We start from the raw sequence: 15,864 nt of genomic DNA, 5'->3' as shown, positions 1-15,864 counted from the left end.
TGCACCGCCGCGTCAGGGCCGCACCACCCAGCGCACGTCTTCGAGCGACAGCAGCAGTTGCTCTGGCGCGCCGTCCGTAAAGAAGTTCAGGCGGAAATCCATGGCGGCGCCGCCACCCGTGGTCGGCTGCTGCGTGTCATACCATTGCTGCACCTGGGCCACCAGCGCCATGGGCGCGGCGGGTGGCTGGGCCGCATCGATGGGCGCGAGCACGGCAGGCAGCAGGCTGACCGGCAGCGAGGTGCGGGGAAAGCCCGCCACGGCCAGCATCACGCTATAGGAATAGCTGCCATCCATGGCGATGCGCACGCTGCCCGAGGCGCCCGTGAAGAGGGCGTTGAAGAAGCCTCTCATGTAAGCCGCCACGTCGCTGCCGCCCACCGGTGCGACTTGCCGCAAATCATAGCCTTGCCAGCTCAGGCGCGGCAGGATGGGGTCGCTGAACTTGACGACCGGCGTCTGGTACAGGAAGGCGTGCATGGTCGACACCTGCGTCTGGCTGGGCGGGCACAGGTAGCGGTTGCGCTGCACGTACAGCGAGGCCTGGGCGTTCTTGTACACCATCACGTTCAGCCCCGGCATGCGCACCTCGCGGCCGGTATTGGCCAGCGCGGCGGCAAACGACAGGTCGGGCGCGTCGGCGGCGATGGCCGCGTAGCGGTAGGCCAGCAGCGCATCAGGCGGCGTGGGCGTGGCTGGCGTGGCCCGGTACTGCTGCGCATCGATATCGAGCACGGGCACGGGCACGCTGACGGCGCCGTTGCTCAGGGTGCCGGCCAGCGGGTCGTAGGTGGCAGGCGCGCCGCCGACGGTGACATTGAGCAGCGCATACCAGGCGTCGCCGCCATGGTCTTCCAGGCGCGCGTCGAATTCCACGGCCACGCTGGCCTCGCCTTGCGCCGCCGCCAGCCGCGCCGCGCCGAAATGCTCGCCATAGCTGGCCGCCACCTGTGTCACCAGCTGCTGGAAGGCGGTGGTCGCCAGTGTTGCCTTGGCGATACTATCGGCCGTGTCCTGCTTGCCATCGAGGGGCGCGAGGAACTCGTCGAGGTCAGCCGAGATGAGCGGATAGTTGCTGACGAAGGCGGCCAGCGCCGTGAACAGGTCGGGACCGGCCGCCGCGGACAGTCTGGCCGCCTGCGGCGGCACGTTGAGCACGACGCTGACGTGCACGGCATCCTGCGCCGCCTGGCGATAGGTATAGCTGAAGCTGTAATCCCACTGGGCCAGCTGGGCCGGCTGCAAGCCATCGGCGGCCAGGCGCATGCGGCCGGCCTGCGGCGCGGCGGACGCGGTGGCGGTCTGCCGGTTGACCGTGGGCGGCACGGGCAGAGCGCGGTTCAGCACGGGGATATATTGCGTGCCATTGCCCAGCGGTACCTCGAACGGACCGGTGATGAACAGCAGCCACTGGCTTTGCGCGTAGTTTTCGATGCCGGGCACGAATTGCTGGTCGAATTCCATGTGCGTGATCTGATAGCGCAAGTTCAGCGGCACATAGGCCTGGCCTTCGACATTCTTCGAGATGAAGTTGAAAGACAGCCGGCTCTGGTCTGGCGCGGCCGTGCCGAGCAAAGGCAGCCGGGTCGGGAACAAGGTGTAGTTCTGGTTGCCGTCGCCGGCCGCGCCGTCTGCAGTGCCCGCGCCGGCGGGCTGGCCGTACAGCGCGGGCGGCCCGGCCGCGTAGATGCCGTCCACGCCCGTGACCTGGTCCACGCCGTACACCACCACGGCGCCGGCGGCAAAGGCCGGCCCCAGGGTGGTCAGCAGCTGCTGTCGCATGGTGGCGGCCGCGCTGACGCGCGTGGCTTCGTCCGCAGCGCTGGTGCTGAGCACGGGGCTGACCGTGGCGCTGATGGCGTCGGCCAGCGTCTGTTTCGCCTTGAGTACAAGGCCCAGCTGGCCGCTCTGCAGCGGATCGGCCATGCCGTTGAGGCGATCGACGATGTAGGCGGGCGGCGCATAGGTGGCCGAGAGGAACTTGTCGATGGCGTCGAGACAGCTTTGCAGCCACAGGTTCAGGTCGACGCTATTGAACGTCAGCGCATGCGGCGTATTGGTCGGATAGGTGTCGATGCTGACCATGCGGCTTTCCAGCGAATTGGCGACGGGCAGCGGCGCGTAGTAGCTGGCCTGCTGGCCCAGGCGGAAATGGATGCCCGGGCCGGGCGTGTCGCTGAAACGCACGGCGAACAACTGCTGCGTCTGCTGGCCGGCGCTGCCCACGCGCGTCAGCCCCGCGCCCGCGCGCATCGACCATTGCGGCGTCTTCAGGCACGCTTCGAGCGCCTTGGCAAACGTGGTGTAGCTGGACGCGCCGCCATTCGTGTCGGCCTGCGGCAGCACGGCGCTGACCACGCTGGCGCCGTCCGGCAGGGCCGCCAGAACGGGATCGAGCAGGATGGCCTGGCGCGTCAGCACCAGTGCCACGTCGAGCGCGATGCGGTTGGCGCTGGCCAGCTGCGCCAGCGGCACCGGCACCGACAGCGTGGCGGCGGGCGCCGTGGCGCTGCCGCCGCCGGCCAGGGCCTGCAAGTAGACGGCGCAGGCGGCGACGAAGTCGCGCACCTGCCGCGACTGGGCCTCGTCCAGCGGCTGCAGCGGCGTGGCCAGCAGGGAGTTGCTGAGGGAGATGCTCACCGCATTTCCGCTCAGTCCGAGCACGCCCAGGCCCGTATAGTCCTGGTGCAGCTGGAAGTACAGGCGCTGGTAGATGGGCAAGTCTTGCGCCGCGTCGGCTGGCGTGGGGTAGGCCAGGCCATCCATGCGCAAGGTCAGCAGCAGCGCGGGCGCGCCACCCGCATCCGTGTCATACAGGTAGCTGGCCTGGACTTTCGGCCAGGCGGATAGGCCCAGCAGGCGATCCGTGTAGCGCAGCGCGGCGGGTGCCTGGTCCAGCGCACCCGTGTAGCCGGCTGGCGGCGCCTCGAACGGCGTGACGGTGGTGTTGCCGAACAGGTCTTGCCAGCGCAGGGCCAGCGACGCATGGCCGCCCACGCCCAGGTAGGGATTGTCGGCGGCGGGCGGCAGGCCGGCCGGCGGATTGGCCGGCGCCGCATTAAGCATGGCGAACGGCCGTCCCTGGCTGTTGTTGCCCAGGTAGCCCAGTGCCTGGCGGTAGTCGTAGTCGGCCAGGGCTGCGGCCGCATAGCGCCGGCGGTGGGCTTCGCCATCGTCGCCGCCGTCGCTGTCGTTCGCATGGTCCTGCGGTCCGAAGGGCAGGCTGTAGGGACTGGGCAGGAAATACGGGTTGGCGCCCAGGCCGGCCGACAGCGTGTTGTACAGCGCAGACAGGGTCGCTTGCGCATATTGCTGCTGTTGCTGCGGCGTGGGATCGGGCGGCAGCACGGGCACGCCGTCGTTGGTTCGCTTGAGCTGGAACGACAGGTTGCCCGGCGCCAAGGTCGCTTGCGCATCGAGGGCCAGGCTGTCGACGTCGAGCACGGCGCCATCGGCGTACAGGCCTTCGGTGGCGGCCGCGCCCAGGGCCAAGGCGTCCACCGACAAGCCATAGTAGGCGGCCAGGGCGGCGAAGGTATTTCCGGGACCGTCAGAAGTGGCTGGCACGCGATAGACGAGCGGCGGAATGCGCATGGTCGCGCCCAGCACCACCGTCACGCCGGGATTGTAGGCGGCGATCTGCGCCACGCTCAGCGGGGTGGCGCCGGCCGAGTAATACGCGGCCAGCTGCTCGAGCGCTTGCGCGGGCGCGGCCATGTCTTGCTGGTTTAGCTGGTGCAGGATGCCGGCCACGGGCACGCTGGCGCCGGCGCGCAGCGGCCGCACGGCGTTTTGCCGCGCCAGCTGTCCCACGCCCATGCCATACGTGGCGGCCAGGGCGGTCAGGGTGCTCGTGGCGGCCCGGGCCAAAGGCTGGGTCTTGGCCGGCTTGCTCAGCGATTCGAACACCAGCACGTCCTGCTGCGGATCGATCGCTTGCGTCGTCAGCAGGGCGTTGACGAAGTTCGGCACGGTGTTGACGGCGCCCGCCGCCTGGCGCGCCAGCGGAACCACCAGGGTCAGCGTGGCCGTGCCCGTGGCGTCGAAGACGGATGGGGGCAGGCCGGCGCCCGACACCATGTCCTCGAAATACAGATAGTAGCCGCCTCCGCGCACCACCGATTGCTCCCACAGCAGCTTGATGAATTGCGAGGGGCTGTTGGCTATGCCGCGCGGCAAGGCCGTCCCCGCCGCGTCCAGCAGCATGCGGCTGGCCGGCGGATGGCTTTCCGTGGACAGATTGGTTTGCGTCAGGAAGCACAGGTAGTCGGCATCGGCCTGGCCCGTCAGCGCCACCTGGTCGCTTCCGCCTTCGCTATACAGCAGGAACAGGCCGTCCACCAGGGTTTCGCCCACGGCGGCCATGCCGCTCAGCAGGTATTGCAGGCGCTGGGCATCGGCGGCCGACGGTCCCACAAGCTCGTATACGTGGGCCAGGGTGGCGGCGCTGGCCAGCGCGGTGCCGCTGGCGTCGTTGGTGGCCACGATAGCGGCCGGCATGCGCGTGATCTGGAAGTCCACGCGCGTGGCGTAGGCATAGCCGCTCAAGTCCTGGAACACCGTGCTGCTGCTGTTGGGCGGCGTGTTGCCGGTGCGGGGACGATAGGCAGGCATCAGGGCCAGCATGTCCGCGTATTGCGCCTGGGTGTACAGCGCCTGCAGCGTATCCTGGCGCTGGGTGATGCTGGCCAGCATGGCGTCGGGCAATTGCCACAGATACGGCGCGGGCGTGGCCTGGCTGGCGGTAGCGCGCGCCGCTGAAGCGGCCCCTGACGTCACGGCCGTCAGGCGCGCCAGGTCGGCGGTGATCCAGGCGGCGTAGCCTGCCGCAGGGAACTGCCGCGGCTGCAAGGAAGCCAGCGGCAGGATGTGCAGCGTTGGCGACGGCACGAAGCTGCCCGCCTGCGCATACGCCAGCACGCCCGACAGCAAGCCGTACGCGGCGTCCAGGTCGATGGGCAGGCTGGTGCCGGGCGCGCCGGCGAAGGTGATGAAATCGAGGGCGACGCCATGCGAAATGGCATTGCGTCCCAGGCCGATGCGGTAGCCGCCGGCGGCGCTGGCGGGCGTGGGGAATTGCTGGCCCGTCAGCTGGTACAGCGCGTAGTCGGTCTGCGTCTTGCTATACAGAAAGGACGGCGACAGGCTCAGGCCCGGCGCCACCGGCAGGCGCAAGCCATAGGTGATGAAGCGTGCGACCTGGCCGGCGGCCTGGGCCACGGCGCCGCTCGCCTGCACGCCGCACCACAGCTGCTCCAGCGGCAAGGCGTCGAGGCGGGCGATGGCCAGCCGGCCCGGGGCCGCGGCGAACAGATTGGCGACGCCGGCATTGTCGCGCCCCAGTGCGGCGGCCGTGGCGGCGAAGCGGCTGGCGATGCCGGCCAGGGTATCGCCGGCGGCCGATGCATAGGCCAGCGGCGGCACGGCGAGGATGGCCGTCGGCAGCAGCAGGTCGGCGCGCGCATACAGCGATGCCTGCTGCGCCAAGGCGGCCAGCGGCACGCCCAGCGCGGCGGCGATGGCGCCGAAGTTGTCGCCGGGCGCGGTGACGTGGCTGACGGCGCCGGCGCCGAAGTCGAAGACCAGCGTCACGCCCGTACGCAACGCGCGCGGCGCCCCATTCGCGCCGATTAGCTGGGCCGCGGTGGTTTGCCAGCGCCCACCGGCGCCGGCCGGATCCGTGTAGCGGGCGGCGATGGCCGCCAGCGTATCGCCGGCCTGGATCACGGCGGACAGGCCGTCGACCTGCAGCGGCAGCGCGCCGTTCAGCGGATACGTGGCATTCGGCAGCGACACGTCATCCGCGTCGATGGCGTTGCCGGCCCGGTTGAAGGCGGCGACGATGCTGGCGATGCTGTCGTCTGGCTGCAGCGCATAGCTGTAATTGTCGAAGGCATCGATGGCCGATTGCAGCAGCGCGCGGCCGATCAGGCTGAAGACGTCGACGAAGATGAAGGCCGCCATCGATTCGGCGCCAGCGTCGTCCTGCGCCAGCAGCGCGGGCTTGGCGGGCGCCTTGCCCACCTTGGCGGCCACCTGGCGCAGCACGCCGGCCACCGTGCTACGGTACTGTTCCGTCGCCGTGGCGTAGGTCTCGAGGTCGATCGCTTGCGTGCCGGCGCCGCCTTGCGGGTCGGGGACGTCCAGCCGCAGCCCGTCGAACAGCGGGAATAGCGTGGCGCCGTCCATATTGGCTCCCGGCGCGCTGATGTTCACGATGAAGCTGTCGGCGAGAAATTGGAGCAGGTCGCCCATGCCGAATGGTTGCATGGCGGGGTCGGCCAGCACCTGGATGCCCACCACCAGCTCCGCCAGCGTGACGCTGGCAGTCGCGGCGGCAGCCAGGTCCAGCGCCGCGCCGTCGGCCCGCGTCGCCGGCTGCAAGGCGTCGAGCAGCCACGGGAAATACGCCTTGCACAGCAGGTCGAACGAGGTCGTGCCTGTTCCCGCGCCGCCGGCGGCCGGGTCCGGCGCATCCATGGCGAACAGGCAGACGAACGCGCCTTGCTGCGCGCTGCTGGCGGTGGCGCCCTGCGGCGCCAGCGCCGTGAATTGCGGCGCCGCCACCAGTTGCAGCACCGGCTTGGCATCGGTGCGCAGCACGCGGCGCGGCTGGCGGCGCGGCCCGGCGCGCAGCATGGCGGCCTGCAGTTCCATCGGCAAGGTGCGCGCGCGGCCGCGCGCCAGGCTTTCCAGGCGCAGCGCGCCGCCGCCATTCCACGGCGCGCGGCTGTCGCTGCCGATGCGGAATTGCGCGCTGACGGTGGCGGAAAAGCCCACGGAAATGGTGAAGCTGAAGATACCCAGGTCGATCTTGACGCGCAGGCTGATGCGCACCGAGGCTGTCACGGACAGGGGGATGGCGCGGTAGGATTCGTAGCCGATCTGCACCGACACGGTGATATTGACGAGCAGCGAAGCGCTGATGATCTTCAAGTCCACTTCGCCGTACAGCATGCCGATCACGCCGAACGTGCCCGTCAGCTTGAAGTAACTGCTTTCCTGTACGCTGCCGGAGGCGCCGGCGTTGGCCAGCGCGACGGCGTTGCTGCGGTCGTACGGATGGTAGGTGGCGATCACGCCTTCGATGATGCCGAACACGGTCAGCGCGAAGCCGGCTTTCAGCGGCCCCTTGACGAAGTTGTAGCCCAGGCCCAGCTGCAGGCCCAGGCCGAAGACGATGACGGGATTGAAATACCCGAGATCGGTTTTCGGCACCTGCGTCGCCGTCGCGCTCGACAGCTTGCCGAAATACACGCCGCCCGCGCCCATCACTGGCACGCCGTAGACGATGGCGCTAAAGCTGAACGAGCGCGTAAAGTCCATATTGTAGGGAAAGCCGATGTCGATCAGGAAATCGCCATTCGTGTAGATCTTGATGCCTATCATCGGCAGCACCACGCTGACGGCGCCGAAGTTCAGGTTGCGTATGCTGTCGGGGAAGGTGAAGTCGATCTGGAACAGGCCCACGTCGTCGCTGATTTTCTTGTACAGGATATCGACCACCAGGCCGGCCAGGCCGCCCATCTTGGGGCTGCCCAGGGTCAGGCGCAAGCCGTACAGGTTGGGATCGTTGAAGACGATCTGTACGTCGACGGCCCACACGCCGGCTGTCTGCAGCACGCCGAAATGCGCGGCGATCAGCCAGTTGCTGTCCGGCTGGTAGTACGGTTGGCCCTGCACGCCGCTGCCCGGGTTGACGGGATTGTTCTTGCCCGTGGTGGGCGGCACGCCGGCCAGCGCGTCGATGACAGCCTTGGTCGAGCTGAAGTCGGACGCGCCGTTGATGGCCACGCGCTGGCCCAGCATCAGCAGGAAGACCTTGAAATAGCTGGAACCGGCGCCCGGCACGCTGGGCATCTCTTCCACGTCCTGGCCCTTGTTCGGGTCCAGCAAGTCGCCCATGCTGCCTTTGAGCAAAGGCGGCACGGTGGCGTCCAGCGCCAAGGTCACCTTGCCGTCCGTATTGCGCTTGAAGACGATGCTGCGGATGACGATGAATCCGAGGTTGAGGGGTGAACTGAGCGTGTAGGTGGCGCTGAGGCGGTTCTTTTCGCCGCTTTTCAGCGACACGTTGATGGACAGGCCGTCCAGCGTGACCTGGTTCAGCAAGTCCCACGGCGACGGCAGCACGAAATACGGATCGCCCAGCGTGCGCACGAGCGCCTGGATCAGGCTGCCCAGCGACCAGCCGGCCAGGGTGAAGCGGAGCATCTCGTTGCCGCTGGTATAGGTTGCCGTGAAGCCTTCCCAGCTCACGTACAGCGTGTGGTTCGGCCCCTTGTCCGTCGGCTGGAACGCATAGCCGAAGCCCAGTTTCAGATTGATGGCGGTATAGATCCATACAGCATCGGCCTTGCCCGAGAATTGCTGCGCGGCCGGCTTGGCGCCGTCATACTGCACCGAGAGCGTGGCTTTCTGCAAGCCGATCTGCTGCTGGCCAAGCATGAACAGCCAGGTGAAGGTGGTGTCGACCGTGTAGCTGGTGGCCAGATCCGTGCTGGGCTTGCCGCTCGGAATGACCGCTTCGATGGCGAACGCGGAAATCTTCAGGTTGCCCGGCAAGAAGACCGGGAAATCATAGATGCCGCCGGCGGCAAAGAATTGCTTGATCATCTCGCCCACGTCGAGTTCTTGCGCGAGGGAGGCGGAGAGGGTCCAGCGGGGCGGCGTTTCCTGGCTGCTGTAGGCCACGCTGACGGCCGCCTGCAGGCTGGCGCCGACGCCCAGCAAGCCGGAAATAGAACCGGCCCAGGCCGTGCCGGCGCCCGCCTTGTCGGCATCGACAAGGGCCAGCGCGCCTTCCTGCTTGTCCGCGGCCACCGTGGCGCTGATGCCAGACAGGCTGATCTGGCCTTCCGAAATGCTCAAGATGGGCGCGCCGCCCACCGTCAGGAAGGACAGGCTGATGGCGTAGTCGCTGGAAAACGCGAAGGACTGGGCCGCGCCGTCTATGCTCAGCGCGATATTCGACACCTCGGCCTGGATGCTGTCGGGCAGGCTGACGAGGCCGTTCGAGACGACGGACAGGAAGTCCGACAGCGTGGCCTTGCCGGGAAAACTGGCCTGGAACAGCTGCGCCGAGTTGAACTGCACCTCGAATTCGCCGCCCGGCGTGCCGTCGAGGTTGCGAAATACCGTGGGCAACACGGTGAAGGTGGTGCCGAACAGGTATTCATAGCGCGACTTTCCGCTGGCCTTGCTCGCCAGCGGCTGGTAAGCCGTCCAGTCGAGGAAGAACGAGGTGACGGTAAAGCTCAGCGCGGGCGTGGGCGCCGGGATAGGCTGCCAGCTGAGACCGCGCACGGTGCGCAGCTGCAGCGTGACCTGGTCCACCGTGGGCGTCGCCTTGGGCGGGATGCTGCCGCTGATGGTCATGCCGCCGAGGCCGAACGACGTCAGGAACTCTTGCAACACGGCCGGGGTGGCGCGGAAATAGCTGGCGCCCCCGCCGATCAGGCTGATGGCGGCGCCGGGACTGAGGGGCGGCCCGTCGCTGCCCGCTTCCAGGCTGACCGCGTAGTTGCCGTCGCCGTTGGCGTTCGATGGCTGCAGCAGCAGCGACAGCGTGTAGTCGGTGGCCCCTGCGCCTTCCACGCTGAGCGTGGCTGTCAGGGCCAGCGTGGCGGCCTGGTCGCCGTCTGCCGCTTCCTCGTCGGCCAGTTCGCCGTCGCCGCGCAGCAGCTGCTGCATGCCGCCGTCGAGCAGCAAGGCGTCGGGCGGCGGCGCATCGGCGGGCGGCGGGATCGTCACGGTCAGGCTGGGCGCGGCCACGCGCAGGTAGCCGGCGAACGTGCAGTCGAGCTCGCTGAGCGTGGCCGACAGCACGCCGCTGGGCATCAGGCCGCCCAGTTCGAACGTCTTGCCGTCGTACAGCGCCATGTCCAGGTAGCCGCCGATTTGCAGCTTGCCCGGCGGCGCCGCCAGGTCGGAAAACAGTTCCAGAAATGGCGCCACGAAGGCGGGCAGGGCCACACTGGCGCTGAGGTTCTGCTTGGCGCCGCCCGTGACGGACAGCGCGCCGTCGCCCCCCCATGGATAGACGCCGTCGGCGCTGGAAAACACCAGCAGCGCGCCCGACAGCGGCAACTCGCTGAACGGCCAGCCGCCCATAAAGGGAAAGCTGCTATCCCAGTTCCAGCCGGCGGGACTAGCGGCCACCTGCACTACCAGCACGGCCGCGTCATCCCCGTCGTCATCCTCGTCGTCGCCCGACGTGCGCGCGGCGGCAAGCTGCGTGGAAAACACCAGCGTGGCCGGGGTTTGCAGCAGGCCGCCGATGAAAGGCAGGCTCGCCTTGCTGAGCGTAAAGACGCCGTCGCTCACGGCGCCCACGTCGGCTGCCGCGCAGCTGATCAGGAACTGCGCCGCGTCGATCTGGAATGCCTGGTTGATGATGGCGTCGAATTTTTCGGGCGGCGCGACGTCCGGGTCGGCCAGGCCCGCTTCCAGGAAGGCGGCATCGAGGGCGAACGGGCCGCTGCTGGCGGCGTTGACGATGGCTTGCTGCAGGTTTTCCAGCGCGGTATCGGTGGTGGCCATACGAACTTGCTCCTTGAATCGGTCATGATGTCCAGGGCGGACGCTCGCACCCGCCCGGACGCTCTGTCTACAGCACGGCAAACAGCGCCAGGTGGTCGCTGGTGCTGCGCAGGTAGCCGTAATTGGCCCAGCCGTTCAGCGTGCGCGCCTCGCCTACGGCATACACGGCCGCCGGCGATTGCGGCCAGGCCATGCCGGCAGGCAAGTTCGTAAATTGCGCGGGCAGCGGGCGCGTGCCGATGGGCACGCCAGGGGGCATGGCGCCCGCCCCCGTGAACGGCGTGCCCGACACGGGATTCATCACCGTGAACTGGTAATTATTCGCCGGCGCCAGCGGGTTGACGAGCATATTGTCGATCGAGAAAAAGTTGCTCACCATATCGCTGCCGATATAGTTGTAGCCCGGATACGGCGCCGCCAGCAGCGCGCCGCCGGCCGTATTGTCGGACCACAGGAAGCGCGATTGCTGCGTCAACTGCTGCTTGGTGCGCTTGGGGCGGATATGCGTGGCCAGGTAGCCCTGATACGCGTCCAGCGTCAGGTTCGGTGCCACCGGCATGGCAAGCGGCGGGTTCAGCAGCGGCATGTAGTTGATCGCGCGCAACTGGTCGTAGGCCGTGGTGCGCCCGCCCGCCCCGGGCGGCTGCGCGTAGATGGCGTTCAGGTTGAAGTCGCCGCAGATCAGCTTGATTTCATTGTGCGGCGCGGCGGCAGGCGCCGCCGCCACGTCGAGCACGCCGCGCAGCAGGATATTGATGAAATTGGTGGCGCCGCCGTGGTTGGGCGGCGCATGCACGGCAAACAGGGTCAGGTTGCGCGTGATGACGTTGGCCTGGTTGGTTTCCACGAAACTGACCATGAAGGGCTGGCGCAAGCCGTTGAAATTGACCAGACCGCCAGCGACGGGCGGCACGGCTGGCGCCGGCGCGGGCGCGAAGGCGATGCGCGCCGCCGCCATGCCCTCGGCCAGGCCGCCGTTGTACTGCGCGCCGGCCGGGATGGTGCGCGCCGGCTGGCCTTGCGGGTTGAGCAAATCCTGGATGTTGGGCGCGCCGGCGCCCCCGGCCGGGTAGGCGGCGGGCACGGCGCCGGCCGCCACAGCCGACACGCCGCCGCCCGTCCACACGTTCGGCCCCGTGAAATAGCGCCGCACTTCCGTGGGCGTGCCAGCCGTGCCCGATATGCCGCGGTACAGCACGGCGACCGATTCCGTGCGCCCGCCCGTGCCCACTTTCAGCGGCGGCACCATGCGCCAGGCATCGCGGTTGGGGTCGGTGGCGTCGTTGCGCAGCTGCTGCAGCAGGAAGATCGCGCCCTGCAGGCCGCCCGTGCCGGGCGCCAGGTCGCCGGCGCCGGCCGCGCTGGCCGACACCTCGATCAGGACGAAAATATCGGGCTGCGTTGCGCGCAGGATGGTCAGGATGTGGTTGCGGCGCTGCAGCGCAGCCACGGCCGGCAGGTTACCGCCGCAGCGGCCGCCTTCGCCATAGCGGGGCCGCTTGCGGCTGGGATTGTTGACCTTGTTGATGCCGAAGTTCTCGATATTCCAGTACACGACGTTGGTCATGCTGCGCTCCCCAATGAAATGGCAGGCAATGGCAGCGCGGCCAGTTCCGGCGCCTGCCGGGCGGGCGCATCGGCGATGTACGCTGCATACCAGCCCAGGCTGCCCGTATTCTTCGGGTCGCCAAACAGGAAAAACTGGATGTTCGCGTCGGGTGGCAGCTTGGCAATGCCGAGGAACTTGATGGCGATATTGTCGAGCCGCAGGCAATAATAGTAGGAGTCGCCGTCGGGCACTTTTTGCCGCATCAGGCCGATATTGTCGATGGCCAGCTTGAAGATGCCTTGCAGGCTGATCAGCCTGGCGCCCGGTGCCGCGCCGGGCAGCGAGAGACCGACGAAGACGGCTTGCTCGTCGTCGCCGGCGGTGCTGGCGGGCGACCAGGCCAGCAGCAGGGTCGAATGGAAGCCGGCGGCCGAGACGAGCGCGCCCGGCCCGCCCATGGTGACGTCGTACACGACGCCGTGCCAGGGCCCGTCGAGCGTGCCCAGGTTCAGCGCCGTGCTGACGGGCAGGAAGCCGAAGTCGGCCGGCTTTTGCCCGTCGGCGGCGGCGATAAAGCCCGACAGTTCCAGGCCGAAGCCCTTGAACAGGCTGTCCGGCCTGGCCTGGCTGGCGTCGAGATCGTAGGCCAGGTTGGCCGTCACCTCGTCGAAGCGCACGGCCGACGGCGTCGTCTGCGGATAGCGCATGTCGATCACCAGGTTGGAAAAGGCCAGGCCTTCGCCATCCGGCGGCAGGTCCGGCGCCAGCGCGCCGAACGACAGCAGGTCCAGCACCGCGCCCGTGCGGTCGTCCAGGCTGGCGAAGTCCAGCGTGCCCCACACGGAAAAACGGTTCAGCACGGTCGCGCCCGCGTCGGTGGTGCCCAGGCAGTTGAACTGGATGCGCTGGAAAGCCACGTGGCGCAGCAGGTTGCTGTCGAGGCTGAATATCGACGGCGTGGCTTGCTCGAAGATGTAGATGCCGGTGCCATTCTGGTCGATATAGCTGCCGTCGAGTACCACGCCGTTGTTCGGCATCGCATTGCCGCCGAAGGTGGTGGCCGTCACGCGCGAGCCGAGCAGGCCGTTGACGGCCAGCTGCACGTAGCTCTTGAAGGTCTTGATGACGGCATTGTCGAACAGCACCTGCAATTGCAGCACGCGGAACGCATAGTTGTCGGTGTCGGGCAGGGCGATGGGCGTATCGGGCGGCAAGCCGTTGCGCTGGCCCGCGGCGAAGGCCGGGTCCTGGTAGTCGACCAGGCCGAAGGTGCTGGAATTGCCGTCGAGGGTGATGCTGCCGTCGCCATGCACCGTCACGCGGCTGGCCGTGAAGCCGAAATGGTGGGCGACAAAGCGCGTCAGGTCGAGGCCGGCCGCGATGCCCTGCAGGCCAGCCGGCAGACTGGACGGATCCAGGTCCGCCTGCAGCACCAGCACGCCCGTCCAGGCGGGATCGCTGACCAGTTCCAGGAAATGTCGGTACGGCGATTCGGGCTTGTCCGCCGCCAGCACCTCGGCCGCTTCGATGACATCCTGCAGCCACTGCGACAGCCCCGTGTAGGCGATGCCCTGGACGCTGGGGCAGGCGTCGGCGGCCAGCGAAAAATCGGGCGCGCCCGACCAGGCATTCGGATTGGCGACGCGTTCCCTGACACTGCCGCTGCAATACTTGAGCAGCATCACGTTGCGGTAGGACGTGGGCGTTACGCCGACGCCCACCTGCGCTTGCATGGTCCAGCCCGCGATGCCCACGGTATTGTCGAAGCGCGCGCCGCCATCCGACAGGTGGGCCGCGTTGACGGCCACCAGGAACAGCTGGTTGGTCTGCAAGGCATCCTGCAAGGTAGCGTCCGGGAAGCGGAAACCGAACGGCAAGACCTGGCCACCGCCCAGGGTCTGGCCCAGGGTCACCGACAGGAAGGCGTCCTGGTCCTGCTCCTGGCTGGACACGGTGGCGACGGCTCCCTGCGGCGTGGTGCGGTAGTGCGGCGCTTCCGCCACCGCCTCGCCGGCGGCCAGCCCGCGCACGCGGCGGCTGGCGGCCGCGCGCGCCTGCCAGGTGGCGCTGGCGCCGCTGGAAATGACGGCCTTGCGCGTGGCGGCCACGATGCTGCTTTCAAAGCTCGACAGCAGGGAGGCGCTGATATCCAGCGGGCGGCCGCTGACGGCGCCGCCATACGGTAGCAGGGGAAAGGCGTGCGCGGCGCCCTGCGGCACGGGCAGCGCGGGCGGGGTCGAGGCGAGCACGGTATCGGCGGCCACGGCGCGCAGCAGGGCGGCCGCCCGGGCGGCCGGCGGCAGGCCGTACATGGGACTGCCCGCCGGCTCCGCATGGTATTGCGGCATGGCCGCGCCGCCCTTGAGCACGCTGGCCCAGCAACTGAGGTAGTCGGCCGTCAGCGGCGTGGCCACGTTACCGGAATCGGGCAAGTCCAGGGTCGCGGCCTGGAACGGGAAGACGGACGCGTAGGCGGGCGAGGCGGGCACGAACAGCAGGCTGTCGTTCTCCGGCGCGGCGCCATCATAGGTGGTCATGCTCAGCTGTTCCGAGCCGAAGATGCCGCATAACAAGTTTGTTTGCGTCCCGGCAGCCTGGCCGCTGGCGCTCAGGCCGAAGCGCCCGGCCGGCGTCAGCAGGGCCTTGCTGGTAGCGGGCTGAGAGGGGGACCGCGCGGCGCAGCCAAAGGCCAGGGCGCCAGACTGCAGGCCGACCACGGGCGGCTGCCCGCTGGCGGCGCCCAGCGGCAGCAAGGCCGTCGCATGGCCCAGCGCCGTGCGGTAGGTGGACGGCAAGGCGGGCCGGCCGGCCGGCAGCAAGCCGCAGCGCAATACGCCTTCCAGCCTGGCCTTGGCGGACAGCTTCTGATTGTAGGGATCGAGCGGGTCGACCGTGCCGACCCAGGCCAGGTTGGCCGGCAGCGCGGCGGGCGTGCTCAGCGCCGGGTAGAACAGCTGCTGCAGCTGGCCGCTGGCCGTGTCGCGCGCGCTCAGGGGGAAGCCGACGGCCAGGCCGCCGGGGCCGAAGGTGACGGCAGGGTTGACGGTAGCCGTAAACGTCAGGCAGCCCGCATTCGCGCCCGCCAGCGGCACGAAAGTGCGGATCGTGTTGCCGCTGCCCGTGACGCGTATGCCGATATCGCTGGCGTTGCGCTGGAAGGCCAGCGCCGGCGGCGTAGCCAGCGGCGCGGACAGCCGCAGACTGCCGCTGGCGGCGTCGATGGACAGGCCGACGCCGGACAGCACGTTGAACAGCAGGTCCTGTCCCAGCAGGAAATTTACATTGGTGCTGGTGGCAAAGCCCTTGGTCAGCGGGTTATAGCTGTAGCTGCAGCCATAGTTCTTGAAGGGATCGGCCGGCGCTGCATCGGCGTCGCGCAGCCACAGCAGGGCGTTCAGGTTCAGTCCCGGCGCCGACGACTGCCGGTCGATATAGGCGGCGAGGGCGGCGATGAAGGGGCCGGGCGCCGCGTCCAGCGCCGCCGGACGGGCGCTGGCAAACACGTAGCTGCCCATGCGCTGCGGCGACAGGCTGTCGGCATAGCTGATGCTGTCCGGGGGCGTGGCCGGCGGCGCGACGGGCGGCAGCAGGTAGCCGGCCCAGGCATGGCCCGCCTGCGGCGGCGATTCATATAGGCTGACCTTGCTGGTGGGATCGGTGGCGACGAAGCTGAAACCCATGACAACCTCCACTCAAGACGCGACTCGGGCTGCGATGCGGCGGCATGGCGCGCCGCGCAGCATCGCAATCGTTTACAACGTGTAGGCCCGGAA

At 68.5% G+C, this 15,864-nt stretch carries 3 protein-coding genes; all 3 read right to left on the bottom strand.

Features of this window, described 5'->3' with window-relative positions; translation table 11 throughout:
• Window positions 1-12: 12 nt before the first annotated feature.
• The gene (locus ACQ4WP_RS15670; RefSeq protein ID WP_436522145.1) at window positions 13-10,542 is read right to left on the bottom strand and encodes a LysM peptidoglycan-binding domain-containing protein; all 10,530 of its coding nucleotides are present in this window, start codon (window positions 10,540-10,542) and stop codon (window positions 13-15) included.
• Between the two features lie 67 nt (window positions 10,543-10,609).
• A complete protein-coding gene (locus tag ACQ4WP_RS15665; RefSeq protein ID WP_436522143.1) occupies window positions 10,610-12,109 on the bottom strand; it encodes an endonuclease/exonuclease/phosphatase family protein in 1,500 nt (499 codons plus the stop codon).
• Window positions 12,106-15,771 carry a hypothetical protein gene (locus ACQ4WP_RS15660; RefSeq protein ID WP_436522141.1) on the bottom strand — a complete coding sequence of 1,222 codons (3,666 nt, stop codon included), beginning with the start codon at window positions 15,769-15,771 and terminating at the stop codon, window positions 12,106-12,108. The genes ACQ4WP_RS15665 and ACQ4WP_RS15660 overlap by 4 nt, the downstream gene beginning before the upstream one ends.
• Window positions 15,772-15,864 lie beyond the last annotated feature (93 nt).

Source organism: Janthinobacterium lyxosi (genome assembly GCF_051380665.1).
GTDB lineage: Bacteria > Pseudomonadota > Gammaproteobacteria > Burkholderiales > Burkholderiaceae_D > Janthinobacterium.
Note: the sequence above shows the minus strand (reverse complement) of the source record. Positions and strands in the feature narration are given on the sequence as shown.